This window comes from Lutibacter maritimus (assembly GCF_900116115.1).
Taxonomy (GTDB): Bacteria; Bacteroidota; Bacteroidia; order Flavobacteriales; family Flavobacteriaceae; genus Lutibacter; species Lutibacter maritimus.
In genome coordinates, this window is sequence record NZ_FOZP01000003.1 from 133,293 (window position 1) to 147,154 (window position 13,862).

Below are 13,862 nucleotides of genomic sequence, written 5' to 3' on the forward strand. Positions count from 1 at the left end.
TAAAAAGAAAATTTATATAAAATGGCAAATCAAGATAAAATCAATGAGTTAATTGAAAAAAGAGCCAAAGCAAAACTAGGCGGTGGAGAAAAAAGAATTGATTCACAACACGCAAAGGGAAAATTAACCGCTCGTGAACGTATTGATATTCTTTTAGATGAAGATAGTTTTGAAGAATTTGATATGTTTGTAACACACAGAACCAAATCATTTGGTTTAGACAAACAAATTTACCTTTCTGACGGTGTTGTTACAGGTCATGGAACTATTGATGGAAGAATTGTTTATGTTTTTTCTCAAGATTTTACAGTATTTGGAGGTTCGCTTTCTGAAACTTATGCACTTAAAATTTGTAAAATAATGGACATGGCAATGAAAATTGGTGCTCCAGTTATTGGATTAAATGACAGTGGTGGTGCGCGTATTCAAGAAGGTGTTAGATCTTTAGCTGGTTATGCCGAAATTTTCCAACGTAACATTATGGCATCTGGAGTAATCCCTCAAATATCTTCAATTTTAGGTCCTTGTGCAGGTGGAGCAGTTTATTCACCAGCATTAACAGATTTTACCATAATGACAGACCAAACAAGTTACATGTTTGTTACAGGTCCAAAAGTTGTACAAACAGTTACAGGTGAGATTGTTACAACAGAACAATTAGGTGGTGCTAATATACATTCAACAAAATCTGGTGTTTCTCATTTCCTTGCTGAAAATGATGAAGAAAACTTATTATTAATCAGAAAATTAATGAGTTACCTTCCATCAAATAATTTAGAAGAACCACCATCAATTGTTTGTGATGATCCAATTGATAGATTGGATGATATATTAAATGAAATGATTCCTGAAAACCCAAATCAACCTTACGATATTGTTGATGTAATTTCTGTAATTGTTGATAATGGTGAATTTACTGAAGTTCACAGAAATTATGCACGAAATATTTGTGTTGGCTTTGCTCGTTTTAATGGTAGATCAGTTGGTATTGTTGCTAACCAACCAAAATACTATGCAGGTGTGTTAGACATTGAAGCTTCAAGAAAAGCTGCAAGATTTGTTCGTTTTTGCGACGCTTTTAACATTCCTATTGTAACACTTGTTGACGTTCCAGGATTCTTGCCAGGAACTGGTCAAGAATACGGTGGTATTATTCTTCACGGAGCAAAATTATTATTTGCTTATGGTGAAGCTACCGTTCCTAAAGTAACCATTACATTACGTAAATCTTACGGTGGAGCACATGACGTTATGAGTTGTAAACAATTACGTGGAGATTTAAACTACGCTTGGCCAACTGCCGAAATTGCAGTAATGGGAGCTAAAGGAGCCATTGAAGTACTTGAAGGTTCTAACATAAGAAAAATTGAAGATGCCGAAGAAAAACTTGAATACATTGAGAAAAAAGAAGATGAATACAATACCAAATTTGCAAACCCTTACGTAGCTGCAAAATATGGTTTTATTGATGATGTAATTGAGCCAAGAAATACTCGTTTTAGAATTATTAGAGGGTTAGAGTTATTAGCAAACAAAAAAGAAGTTAACCCACCAAGAAAACACTCAAATATTCCACTATAATGTTATACATGAAATTATACATCGACCAAATAAGTGAAGGTTACGTAATATTAATTACAGGTTTATTAATTGTATTTGGTGCCTTACTATTATTAACTGCGTTTTTTAAATTTGGATTACCTGTATTGCTATACATTTATAAAATTATTACCAAAGGAAGAGATAAAAAAATTAAAGATATATCTCCTAATGTTAATGAACAATTTACAGGTGAAATTGCAGCAGCAATATCTACAGCTATACATTTATATTTAAAAGAACAACACGATGAAGAAAATGCAGTTCTTACAATAAAGCAAGCTCGAAAATTATATTCACCTTGGAGTTCGAAAATATACGGAACGCATAATAGACTCAGATAAATTAATGATTATTAGTACACAAGGATAAAACCTTTAACTATAAAAATATATAAAATGAAAAATTTTAAATTTAGAATATACGATAACAATTACAATGTTAAAATTGTTTCGCACGAAGATAATATTATTGACCTGGAAGTTAACGGAACAGCATATTCTGTTAAATTAAAAGAAGAAGTTAAGGTTTCCAAAACTCCTACTTTAGTTAGATCGGCATCAAAAAGACCTGCTGAATTACTGAAAGTTAATCCAAGTTCTTCAAACACAAAAATTGTGGCTCCAATTCCTGGTACAGTATTATCAATTGATGTAAATATTGGTGATGAAGTTAAGGTTGGAGACAGACTTCTTGTTTTAGAAGCTATGAAAATGGAAAACAATATAACTTCAGAAAAAGCAGGAAAAGTTACAGCAATTCAAGTAAAAATTGGTCAACAAGTTTTACAAAATGAAGTAATGATTGAACTAGCATAGGAACTTTAAGAGTTATAGCATAATAAATAAGCTATAACACATAAAAAGAAAAAACATGAAAAAACTATTTATAATATTTTCTGTATTGTCCTTATTGGTATTTATTAGACCAGCACTTGGGATAAATACTAATTCAAATGCACAAAGCACATTACCCGTTTCAACTGTAGAACAAGTTGAAGAAAATTCTTCTGAAAGTTTTGTTGATGAAGCATTTGATGGAATTAAACAATTTTATTCTTACACAGGATTTGCAAATGCTGAAGGGGGTAATTTAATTATGATTTTTATTGGAATCATATTTATTTACCTTGGAATTAAATTTGATTATGAACCCCTTTTACTAATTCCAATTGGAACTGGTGTAATACTTGGTAACATACCATTTGTTGCAGGTAACCAAACTGGTATTTACGAAACAGGTTCAGTTTTAAATTACTTATATTTTGGTGTTGTAAAAGGTATTTATCCTCCATTAATTTTCTTAGGAATTGGAGCAATGACCGATTTCTCATCGTTAATTGCAAATCCAAAATTAATGTTATTAGGTGCAGCGGCTCAAATTGGTGTATTTGCCACATTTTTAGGTGCATTATATTTAGGATTTAATCTTCCTGAAGCTGGTGCAATTGGAATTATTGGTGGAGCCGACGGACCAACTGCAATTTTCCTTTCATCTAAATTAGCAAACGGTATTAACATATTACCAGACGGCACAACTGTTAAAAACTTAATTGGCCCAATAGCTATTGCAGCTTATTCATATATGGCATTAGTACCTGTTATACAGCCACCTATTATGAAATTGTTAACATCAAAAAAAGAGCGATTAATTAGAATGAAACCACCAAGAGCGGTTTCTCAAAAAGAAAAAATGATTTTCCCAATTGTTGCTTTATTGTTAACTACTTTTATTTCGCCAAGTGCATTGCCATTATTAGGAATGTTATTTTTTGGTAACTTATTAAAAGAATCTGGAAGAACTGAAAGATTAGCAGATACTGCACGTACAAAATTAATTGATATTGTAACTATTCTTTTAGGTGTAACTGTTGGAGCATCTACACAAGCTGATATCTTTATTACTAAAGATTCTATGTTAATTTTTGGCTTAGGTGCAATTTCATTTGTAATAGCAACAATGGGAGGTTTATTATTTGCTAAGTTCATGAATTTGTTCTTAAAAGGTGATGAAAAAATAAACCCATTAATTGGTGCCGCAGGAGTTTCTGCAGTTCCAGATAGTGCTAGAGTTGTTCATGCAGAAGGATTAAAAGCTGATAAAAACAACTATTTATTAATGCACGCTATGGCACCAAACGTAGCTGGTGTAATTGGTTCTGCTATTGCTGCGGGTATCATATTAAGTTTTTTAGGATAAAATGAATGTTGTTATTTAAAAAATAACAAATATTAAATATTATTAAAAATGAAAATACCAAATATAATGACAGCCGAAGAAGCTGTTAAATTAATTAAATCAGGAGATAGAATTTTAATTCAAGGAGGATCAGCTACACCACAAACTTTAGTAAAAGCAATGGTAAACCGTGCACCGGAATTAAAAGGAGTTGAAATTGTTCATTTACATACTGAAGGAGCTTGTGGTTATACGGCACCTGAATTAAGAGAAAGTTTTCACACAAACGCTTTCTTTATTGGAGGAAATATTAGAAAAATGATTGGTGATACAGCAGATTATATTCCAATTTTTTTAAGTGATATTCCAAGTTTATTCCGTCAAGGATATATGAATTTAGATGTTGTTTTAGTAAATGTTTCTCCACCAGACAAACACGGTTTTTGCTCTTTAGGCGTATCTGTAGATATTGTAATTTCTGGAATTGAGCAAGGAAAAACTGTAATTGCGCAAATAAATCCAAAAATGCCAAGAACTTTTGGTGATGCATTAGTACATTTAAATAACTTTAGTGCTTGTGTATTATTAGAAGAAGAAATTTACGAAATGAAATTTGTAGATCCTTCTGAAGAAGAAAAAGCAATTGGTAAAAATATTGCCGAAATAATTGATGATGGCGCTACGCTTCAAATGGGAATTGGTGGTATTCCAAACGCTGTTTTAACATTTTTAACCAACCATAAAGATTTAGGAGTACATACAGAAATGTTCTCAGAAGGAATTGTTGATTTAGTTGAAAAAGGTGTTGTAAATGGTTCACAAAAAAAAGTAAATCCTTATAAAATTGTTTCAGGATTTGCTATGGGAACTCGCCGTTTATACGATTTTATGGATGACAATCCTGAAATTGAAATGAAAGATATTGCCTATGTAAATGATACTGCAATCATCCGTCAAAACCCAAAAGCAACTGCAATTAATTCTGCCATTGAAATTGACATTACTGGACAAGTTTGTGCTGATTCTATTGGAACAAGAATGTTCTCAGGAGTTGGTGGACAAATGGACTTTATGCGTGGAGCTGCTTTATCACCTGGAGGCAAACCAATTATTGCAATTACTTCTACAACTTTAAAAGGTGTTTCTAAAATTGTACCAATGTTAAAACAAGGTGCTGGAGTAGTTACTACACGTGCACATGCAAGATTTGTTGCTACTGAATTTGGAGTTGCTGAACTATTTGGACGAAACTTAAAACAACGTGCACAATCATTAAGAGACATTGCACATCCAGACCATAAAGAAGAACTTGATAAAGCTATTTTTGAAAGATTTGGAAGCAGTTTAATGGTTAAATAATTTTATTTAAATTGCTGATATAAATCTAATATTGTCAACAATTTACCATATCTCAATTAATATAAAATATTATGAATGATACAAAAAAACCTCTTTTTCAAGATTTCAAACCTGTTACAAAACAGGAATGGATAGAAAAAGCAAACATCGATTTAAAAGGTGCTGATTTTAACAAAACCCTAGTTTGGAAAAACTTAAGTAAAGTTGAATTTCAACCTTTTTATACCAAAGAAGACAACCAAATTTTATTAAATAATACTGGTAAAAACTCACAATCTTTGGTTAACTACAGACTTATTGCTGTTAACACTAATGAAGAAGCAAATAAATTAGCCTTAAAAGCAATTGAAGAAGGTATAAACGGATTAATTTTTAATGTAACCGATAAAACAACAGCTTCAATATTATTAAAAGGAATTGATTTAAATACAATAACTGTTTCATTTCTTTTAGATAAAAATGCAATTGCTTTTGCCAAAGAATTTGTTGCTTTTGCCAAAGAACAAAATATTGCGAAAGAAAACTTAAAAGGATATTTTAATTCAAATATTATATCAACCTATGTAACCACAGGAAATTTAGATATTTCTCAATTTGAAATTGCAGCAGAACTTATTAAATTAACTGCTGAATATCCAAATTTTAAAGCGCTTACAATTTCTGGAAGTGAATATTTAAATTCCGGTGCAAATCAAGTTCAAGAAGTTGCCTACACATTAAATTCATTAATTTTTGTTACTGAAAAATTAATTGAAAAAGGAATAACTGCCACAGCTATTTTTAATAACTTAAATTTTGATTTTGCTATTGGTTCAGAATATTTTATTGAAATGGGTAAATTTAGAGCTTTTAATGTTTTACTAAATGAAATAGCTTTAAAATACAAAATCAGTACATTTTCAAATACAATAAATGCAAAAACAGCTATTTGGAACAAATCTATAACTGATGCTCACACTAATTTATTGCGTGCAACAACAGAAGCAATGTCAGCAATATTAGGAAATGTTGATGGTGTTTTAATTGATCCTTATGATAAAGAGTTTAAAAACCCTTCAGATTTTTCAAGCAGAATAGCCGGAAATATTTCAACAATATTAAAAGAAGAATCTTACTTTGGTAAGGTTTCTAATCCTGTTGACGGATCATATTATATTGAAGAAGTAACTTCTAAAATTGCCGAAAAAGCATTAGAATTATTCAAATCTATTGAATCAAACGGAGGATTTTACGCTTCATTTGAAAGCGAATTAATTCAACAGCAAATTGCTGAAATTCGTCAAGAAAAAATCAAACTTTTAAGTCAACGAAGATTAGTAATGGTTGGTGTAAATAAATATCCAAATTTAATGGAAAAAATTACTTCAAGCATTCTATCAAATGGCACTAAAGATTCTACTTCAAAAGTTTTAAAACCAAGAAGAGCAGCCTTAGAAATTGAAGCAATTAGAAAAACAACCGAAGAATTGGTAGAAAAAACAGGTATTAGACCTGTGGTTGAATTGGCTAGTTTTGGAAACTTAACAATGCGTAAAGCTAGAGCCGCTTTCTCTTATGATTTTATTGGCGTTAGCGGATTTAATGTTCAACAAGAAAAAAGTTTTGAAAGTGCACAACAAGCTGCAGAAGAAAGTGCAAAATCAGATTCTAATGTAGTTGTAATTTGTAGTTCAGATCAAGATTATGACGAAAGTGCTTTAACTTTTGTAAAAACATTTAGAACAATAAATACTAACAAAGTATTATTATTAGCTGGAGCACCAGCAAACTTAAGCGAATTAACCGACGCTGGTTTAGATGGTTGTGTAAATATGAGATCAGATGTGATAGCTACAATTTCTAGTATTCAACAAAAAGTTCAAAAAACAATTAAATCCTAAGAAGTATGAAACCAGATTTTTCAGATATAAAACTAAATTCAGCTGCTAAACAAACCGCAGCTCCAGAAAATAAAGACGTTTGGAATACTCCTGAAGGAATACCAGTAAAAAAACATTTTACAAAAGAAGATATTTCAGAAGCAGAGCATTTAGGTTTTGTAGCAGGTTTACCTCCATTTTTAAGAGGACCATACAGCACAATGTACGTTACACGTCCTTGGACAGTACGTCAATATGCTGGATTTTCAACTGCAGAAGAATCAAATGCCTTTTATAGAAGAAATCTTGCTGCTGGTCAAAAAGGACTTTCAGTTGCCTTTGATTTAGCTACGCACCGTGGTTACGATTCAGATCACCCACGTGTAACAGGTGATGTTGGTAAAGCTGGTGTTGCCATAGATTCTATTTTAGATATGGAAATTTTATTCGATCAAATTCCATTAGATAAAATGTCTGTTTCTATGACAATGAATGGTGCCGTTTTACCAATTATGGCATTTTATATTGCTGCAGCAAAAAAACAAGGTGTGGCATTAGACCAATTAAGCGGAACCATCCAAAATGATATTTTAAAAGAGTTTATGGTGCGTAATACATATATTTATCCACCATTACCTTCAATGAAAATTATTGGTGATATTTTTGAATATACCACTAACAATATGCCAAAATTCAATTCAATTTCAATTAGTGGTTACCATATGCAAGAAGCTGGTGCAACTGCTGATATTGAGTTAGCTTACACGTTAGCAGATGGTATGGAGTATATTAGAACCGGATTAGCTTCTGGTTTAAAAATTGATGAATTTGCGCCTCGTTTATCTTTCTTCTGGGCTGTTGGAATGAACCACTTTATGGAAATTGCTAAAATGCGTGCTGCACGTATGCTTTGGGCAAAAATCATAAAATCATTCAATCCACAAAACCCAAAATCAATGGCATTGCGTACGCATAGTCAAACGTCGGGATGGAGTTTAAGTGAGCAAGATCCGTTTAACAACGTAGCACGTACTTGTATTGAAGCTATGGCTGCTGGTTTAGGTGGAACACAAAGTTTACACACAAATGCTTTAGATGAGGCGATTGCATTACCAACAGATTTCTCTGCTCGTATTGCTCGTAATACACAAATATTTATTCAAGACGAAACACAAATTACAAAAGCTGTTGACCCTTGGGCTGGAAGTTATTATGTAGAGTATTTAACACAAGAAATTGCTAAAAAAGCTTGGAAATTAATTGAAGAAGTTGAGGAGTTAGGTGGAATGGCAAAAGCTATTGAAACTGGAGTTCCAAAAATGCGTATTGAAGAAGCTTCGGCACGTAAACAAGCACGTTTAGATTCTGGTCAAGATATTTTAGTTGGGGTAAATAAATTCCAAACTGCTGAAAAATCTGATATTGAAATATTAGAAGTAGACAATACTGTTGTTAGAGATTCTCAAATTGAACGTTTGAAAAAACTAAGAGCAAATAGAAATCAAACAATTGTAGATAAAAACTTAGCAGCATTATCAAAATGTGCCGAAACTGGTAAGGGTAATTTATTAGCTTTAGCTGTTGAAGCTGCTGAAAATTTTGCTACTTTAGGTGAAATTTCTGACGCTTTAGAGGTTCATTTTGGAAGACATAAAGCTGATACTAAATTAATAAGTGGTGTGTATAGTAAAGAAGTAAACAACGATAGCACTTTTGTGAAAGCTCAAAAATTAGCTGATAAATTTGCTGAAATTGAAGGTCGTAGACCAAGAGTTATGATTGCCAAAATGGGACAAGATGGACATGATAGAGGTGCCAAAGTGGTGGCTTCTAGTTTTGCAGATTTAGGCTTTGATGTTGATATGGGATCATTATTCCAAACTCCTGAAGAAGTTGCAAAACAAGCAATTGAAAACGATGTACACTTTGTAGGTGCATCAAGTTTAGCTGCGGGTCATAAAACATTAATTCCTCAATTAATTGGTGAATTAGAAAAATTAGGAAGACCTGATATTATGGTTTTTGCAGGTGGTGTAATTCCTGCTCAAGATTATGATTATTTATTAGAAAGAAAAGTAGCTGCCATTTTTGGTCCTGGTACTGTAATTTCTGAATCAGCCATAAAAATTATGGAATTATATTTAGAACAAGAATAATAGTAATAATGTTTGAATTATTAAACCCAGTACTATATTTGAAAGTACTGGGTTTTTAATTATAAGAAAACTACTTTTGCATTTCAAAAATAAATTATGGACTTTTCAAAGGTAAAATTAGTTGTTACTGATATGGATGGCACTTTATTAAACTCTAAAAGTGAAGTTAGTGCCCGTTTTTTTAAAATTTTCAACCAGCTAAAAAAACAAAATATCCATTTTATTGCAGCTAGTGGCCGTCAATATCAAAGTATTGTTGATCGATTTTTAGAAATCAAAGATGAAATAACTATTATTGCAGAAAATGGTGCTTTTGCAAAACAAGGAGATAAAGAATTATTTACCAATGAATTACCTTTTGAATATATTTTAAAAAGTATTGACACATTAAGAAAACTTCAGAACGTTTATATTGTTTTATGCGGAAAAAATGCTGCGTATATTGAAACAAAAGATGTGGAATTTATTGATGTATTTAAAAATTACTATTCAGAATATAAAATAGTAAATGATTTATCTAAAGTTACAAATGACACTTTTTTTAAAATAGCTGCCTATCATTTTGAATCTTCTGAAAAACACATTTACCCTGCTGTTAAACACCTAAAAAATGAAATACAAGTGATTGTTTCGGGTGAACATTGGTTAGATATTTCACACAACAATGCCAATAAAGGTTATGCCTTAAATATTCTTCAAAACCAATTAGGTATAACAAAAGAAGAAACAATGGTTTTTGGCGACTATAACAACGATTTACAAATGTTAGTATTAGCCGATTTTAGTTTTGCTATGGAAAATGCTCACAAAAACGTAAAAAAAATTGCAAAATTTCAAACTAAAAGTAACAATGAACAAGGCGTTGAAATAGTGCTTGAACAATTAATTTCTTTTAAAAGTATTTAAATAGATTTTTTAAATTCTTCAATAATTTTTTGAGCTGCTTTTACAGGTGAAATTTTTGAAGTTACAATGTCTGCTTCTAAATTATTTAATTCAACTGCAATATTTTTAGAACCATAAAACAACCGTTTTAGCTCTTCATTAACATTATTATACATCCATTGTATTTGCTGATGGTTTCTGTTTTTTTCAAAATAACCATTTTCATCAACTAGGTGTTTAAATTTTAAAACTTCATTCCAAACATTAGAAATACCAATATTTTTAATGGCTGATGCAGTACTAACAACTGGGCTCCAACCTGATTCAGATTGTGGGAAAATATGTAACGCATTTTGATATTGTAAACGTGCCATTTCACTCATTCTAATATTATCGCCATCAGCTTTATTAATAACAACCATGTCTGCCATTTCCATAATTCCTTTTTTAATGCCCTGAAGCTCATCGCCAGCACCTGAAAGCATTAACAATAAAAAGAAATCTGTCATTCCGTGTACAGCAGTTTCAGATTGTCCTACTCCAACTGTTTCAATTAAAACCACATCATACCCTGCAGCTTCACAAAGCAACATCGTTTCACCTGTTTTGTTAGCAACGCCTCCTAAAGTATCTCCAGAAGCTGATGGACGAATATAGGCTTCTTGTAAATTAGCCAATTCTTCCATTCTAGTTTTATCACCTAAAATACTTCCTTTTGAACGCTGACTACTAGGATCTATAGATAAAATGGCAACACGTTTGCCTTGTGTAATTAAATATTTTCCAAAAGCTTCAATAAACGTACTTTTTCCAACACCAGGAACACCTGTAATACCAATTCTAATTGAGTTTCCTGCGTTTGGAAGAATGTTTTGAACTATTTCTTTTGCAAGTATTTTATCGCTTTCTAAATTACTTTCAATAATAGTTATTGCTCTAGATAACAATACTCTATCGCCTTTTAAAATACCATCAATATATTGATTTGCGCTTAATCTTCCTTTTGGTTTGTAGTTCTTCATTAATAACAATCTTATCCATTTAAAATTCATTTCAAAGATAAGAATAATGGTAAAATGAGTTGTTGATAATTGTAAGTTTTATTCTTAAAAATTGAATTAAAAATCTTTGTTTTTCAATTTAAAATTTATTCTTGTTACTGGAATTATCACCCATAATATTAATATTGACATAGAAAGTACCATTCCTAAATTGGTTCCAAAGAATTTTCTAAAAACTGCACCTGTATATCCTAAAAGTGCTGATATATCTAACTTCAACAAAATTAAAATTCTTGATAAATCTATTGGATTAAACATTGTAGCAATTAATGAAAATTTATCTAACGGATATTCATCAAACATTACTAATGAAATAAGAAAAACACCATCGTAAATTACAGCTAAAAACAACCACATTAAAATGGCATAACCAAAGCCTTTTATTTTATTTTCTGTTGAAAGTGCAATATTATATGAAAGCGCAACAAAAATAAAGTTTAAGAAAGAACCAACTACCAATAACAATCCAAAGTTAAAAATTGCCGCCGATTTAAATAATCCGTACAATACAAATGGTATGCCTAAACCTAACACTAAACTAAGTGTTAGTGAAATTGAAATCCCTAAATATTGCCCCATAAAAATCTTCTTTCTATTAATTGGTTGGGCCAATAAAAGTTCTGTAAATTCTTTTGAATTATAATAATACATTACTCCAAAAATGGTCCCAATTAAAGGCGTTAAAACTATAATAATATTCATTAAAGTAATGACTGCTTTGTTTACATCATTATTTAAAAATAGTAAAACAAAACCTAATAATAAATAAAATAGAAAATACACATAGCTCCAACGGCTACGCATTAAATCGTAAAAACTATATTTTAATATTTTAAGCATATTGTTTGGCAATTAAATTGGCAATTGCGTGTTCTAAATTATCATTTTTTGTTTGTGTTTTTAAGGCATCTACACTTCCTTTAAAGTATATTTTACCATCTAAAATAAACACAATTTCGTCAGCCATTTCATCAACAAAACTCATTATATGAGTTGTGATTAATATGGTTTTACCTTTGGCCTTTTCTTTTAGAATTAGTTCTTTTAAATGTATTAGGGCAATTGGATCTAGTCCGTTTGTTGGTTCATCTAAAATAATTAAGTTACTGTCAAACATAAAGGTAAGCACAATATTTACCTTTTGTTTTGTACCACCAGAGAGGTTTCCTAATTTTTTATGAAGTGAATCTGTTAATCCAAAAAGTTTGATTAAATCTTGTTCATTACTTTGTTTTGGACGCAAATTTTTAACCATCTCAATCAATTCTAAAACTGTTAAGTTTGGTGGAAAATTGGCAATTTGTGGTAAATAATTTAAGTCGTTTCTATAATCCCATTTTCGTAAAACACTTTTATTTTTATAGGTAATAGTTCCTTCGTTTGGAATTACCATTCCTAACAAACATTTAATTAAAGTAGTTTTACCAGATCCATTTGGACCTAAAATGGCAAAAATTCCGCCTTCTTTAATATTTAAATCAAGACCATTTAGAACCACTAATTTTCCAAACTTTTTATGTAAATTTTTAAAATCTATCATTTATTCTATTCATTATAGGTTTTTTATCCATCAAATCATCTGGAGTAAAAACTGGTGATACTTTTTCAGAAAAATTGATAATATCTACAAACAAACTTCTTAATAAAACCAAGGCTTCTGGAGTTTTATTAACTACATACGAAAACAATTTTACAGGTCTATAAGGAATATCTCCAACACCATCTTTATCCAAATCGTACCCCGTATATTCACTCCAATGATTATTTTCAAATTTATTATCGTTTACCTTTGTGTTGTATGCTAAATCTAAGGAATTATGCATAAAATCGTTCTTTTCAAAAATATTTGTGTAGCAAGCTCCTGCAATTTTAATTGCCCAACCGTTTCGTAAAAATGTATTGTTTTTATAATTGATACGTGTACATCCTTCTCCTTTTATACCTATAGTGTTTTCTTGAAAAAGGTTATCGTAAATTTGTGTATCGTAAATTTCTTTTAACAACAAACCATATGAAGCTGACCCCCAATTATCAAGAAATTTATTTTGATACATTGTTATAAATTTTGAAAACATTACAGCAACACCTGCACCGTTATTTTTAAAAATGTTCTTATAGTAAGTATCATTGTTCGAAAACATAAAATGAAGTCCATACCTAACATTATTATGACTGTTATTGTTATGGACTTTACTTTCGGTAACAAACTCAAAATAGATTCCGTCACGCATTCCAAAAACTTCATTACTATCCACAATCATATTTGAACTGTGCCAAATATGAATACCATTTCCAGAGTTTGCTTCATCTTTAGCTGTACTTGAAAGTTTGTTTCCAATAATTTTTCCGTAATGTGATTTTTCAATTAAAATGCCAAAAAATATTTGATCTAACACAATATTTTGAATGGTAAAATTTTTACATTTCACCACTTTTACGGCTGCAAAATCTTTGGTATAACTTACCCCAACATTTATAATTTTAATATTTTTCAACACAAAATTATCTGACGTAATATGCAAAACACCACTTTTAAAACTACCATCTATTATGGAGCCTTCTTCTCCTGAAATTGTAACTGCTTTATTTACTTCAATATCATTTTCTTTGTAAACACCTTTTTTTATAAAAATTTCATCACCATTTTCAGCCAATTCCAACGCTTTTTTAATGGTTGAAATTTCACAGCTTTTACATACCTCAATTTTTTTAGCTTGAAGTAAAGTAATGCTAAAAAGTAAAAAAAAGAAGGTTACTTTTTTCAT

The 13,862-nt window shown here is 30.7% G+C and carries 12 protein-coding genes; 8 read left to right on the top strand and 4 right to left on the bottom strand.

The genetic code is table 11. The features are described from left to right. Window positions 1–21 precede the first annotated feature (21 nt). From BM335_RS06095 to BM335_RS06130, 8 genes are all read left to right on the top strand, one after another. A complete protein-coding gene (locus BM335_RS06095) occupies window positions 22–1,581 on the top strand; it encodes an acyl-CoA carboxylase subunit beta (RefSeq protein ID WP_090224321.1) in 1,560 nt (519 codons plus the stop codon). Between the two features lie 8 nt (window positions 1,582–1,589). Next, window positions 1,590–1,943, top strand: coding sequence for an OadG family protein (locus tag BM335_RS06100; protein WP_177219169.1), 354 nt, complete (start codon window positions 1,590–1,592; stop codon window positions 1,941–1,943). Between the two features lie 54 nt (window positions 1,944–1,997). Beyond that, complete coding sequence (locus BM335_RS06105) at window positions 1,998–2,417, top strand: biotin/lipoyl-containing protein (RefSeq protein WP_090224325.1); 420 nt, start codon at window positions 1,998–2,000, stop codon at window positions 2,415–2,417. A 55-nt stretch (window positions 2,418–2,472) separates the two neighbouring features. Then, window positions 2,473–3,798 carry a sodium ion-translocating decarboxylase subunit beta gene (locus tag BM335_RS06110; RefSeq protein WP_090224328.1) on the top strand — a complete coding sequence of 442 codons (1,326 nt, stop codon included), beginning with the start codon at window positions 2,473–2,475 and terminating at the stop codon, window positions 3,796–3,798. 48 nt (window positions 3,799–3,846) lie between these two features. Then, on the top strand, window positions 3,847–5,136 hold the full coding sequence (locus BM335_RS06115) for an acetyl-CoA hydrolase/transferase family protein (protein ID WP_090224330.1): 1,290 nt from the start codon (window positions 3,847–3,849) through the stop codon (window positions 5,134–5,136). Window positions 5,137–5,207: 71 nt separating this feature from the next. Next, a complete protein-coding gene (locus BM335_RS06120; RefSeq protein ID WP_090224332.1) occupies window positions 5,208–7,016 on the top strand; it encodes a methylmalonyl-CoA mutase family protein in 1,809 nt (602 codons plus the stop codon). 5 nt (window positions 7,017–7,021) lie between these two features. Further along, window positions 7,022–9,151: a methylmalonyl-CoA mutase gene (gene scpA, locus BM335_RS06125; protein ID WP_090224334.1), complete on the top strand. Its 2,130-nt coding sequence runs from the start codon at window positions 7,022–7,024 to the stop codon at window positions 9,149–9,151. Window positions 9,152–9,247: 96 nt separating this feature from the next. Beyond that, window positions 9,248–10,057, top strand: coding sequence for a Cof-type HAD-IIB family hydrolase (locus BM335_RS06130; protein WP_090224336.1), 810 nt, complete (start codon window positions 9,248–9,250; stop codon window positions 10,055–10,057). Here BM335_RS06130 and meaB read toward each other — a convergent pair. The 4 genes from meaB to nosD all read right to left on the bottom strand — a co-directional run bounded on the left by meaB (window position 10,054) and on the right by nosD (window position 13,862). Beyond that, the gene (meaB, locus tag BM335_RS06135; RefSeq protein ID WP_090224339.1) at window positions 10,054–11,058 is read right to left on the bottom strand and encodes a methylmalonyl Co-A mutase-associated GTPase MeaB; all 1,005 of its coding nucleotides are present in this window, start codon (window positions 11,056–11,058) and stop codon (window positions 10,054–10,056) included. The genes BM335_RS06130 and meaB overlap by 4 nt on opposite strands. A gap of 96 nt (window positions 11,059–11,154) precedes the next feature. Next, window positions 11,155–11,937: an ABC transporter permease gene (locus tag BM335_RS06140; RefSeq protein ID WP_090224341.1), complete on the bottom strand. Its 783-nt coding sequence runs from the start codon at window positions 11,935–11,937 to the stop codon at window positions 11,155–11,157. Continuing rightward, window positions 11,930–12,637, bottom strand: a complete 708-nt coding sequence (locus BM335_RS06145; protein WP_090224344.1) for an ABC transporter ATP-binding protein — start codon at window positions 12,635–12,637, stop codon at window positions 11,930–11,932. Before BM335_RS06145 ends, BM335_RS06140 begins: the two co-directional genes overlap by 8 nt. After that, window positions 12,624–13,862: a nitrous oxide reductase family maturation protein NosD gene (gene nosD / locus BM335_RS06150; protein ID WP_090224346.1), complete on the bottom strand. Its 1,239-nt coding sequence runs from the start codon at window positions 13,860–13,862 to the stop codon at window positions 12,624–12,626. Before nosD ends, BM335_RS06145 begins: the two co-directional genes overlap by 14 nt.

What these genes read in the sequence shown, in the direction of transcription:
- BM335_RS06140 (WP_090224341.1), bottom strand. Translation starts at nt 11,937, where the DNA reads ATGCTTAAAATATTAAAATATAGTTTTTACGATTTAATGCGTAGCCGT.
- BM335_RS06110 (WP_090224328.1), top strand. Translation starts at nt 2,473, where the DNA reads ATGAAAAAACTATTTATAATATTTTCTGTATTGTCCTTATTGGTATTT.
- BM335_RS06095 (WP_090224321.1), top strand. Translation starts at nt 22, where the DNA reads ATGGCAAATCAAGATAAAATCAATGAGTTAATTGAAAAAAGAGCCAAA.
- BM335_RS06130 (WP_090224336.1), top strand. Translation starts at nt 9,248, where the DNA reads ATGGACTTTTCAAAGGTAAAATTAGTTGTTACTGATATGGATGGCACT.
- meaB (WP_090224339.1), bottom strand. Translation starts at nt 11,058, where the DNA reads ATGAAGAACTACAAACCAAAAGGAAGATTAAGCGCAAATCAATATATT.
- BM335_RS06145 (WP_090224344.1), bottom strand. Translation starts at nt 12,637, where the DNA reads ATGATAGATTTTAAAAATTTACATAAAAAGTTTGGAAAATTAGTGGTT.
- BM335_RS06105 (WP_090224325.1), top strand. Translation starts at nt 1,998, where the DNA reads ATGAAAAATTTTAAATTTAGAATATACGATAACAATTACAATGTTAAA.
- BM335_RS06120 (WP_090224332.1), top strand. Translation starts at nt 5,208, where the DNA reads ATGAATGATACAAAAAAACCTCTTTTTCAAGATTTCAAACCTGTTACA.
- scpA (WP_090224334.1), top strand. Translation starts at nt 7,022, where the DNA reads ATGAAACCAGATTTTTCAGATATAAAACTAAATTCAGCTGCTAAACAA.
- BM335_RS06115 (WP_090224330.1), top strand. Translation starts at nt 3,847, where the DNA reads ATGAAAATACCAAATATAATGACAGCCGAAGAAGCTGTTAAATTAATT.
- BM335_RS06100 (WP_177219169.1), top strand. Translation starts at nt 1,590, where the DNA reads ATGAAATTATACATCGACCAAATAAGTGAAGGTTACGTAATATTAATT.
- nosD (WP_090224346.1), bottom strand. Translation starts at nt 13,862, where the DNA reads ATGAAAAAAGTAACCTTCTTTTTTTTACTTTTTAGCATTACTTTACTT.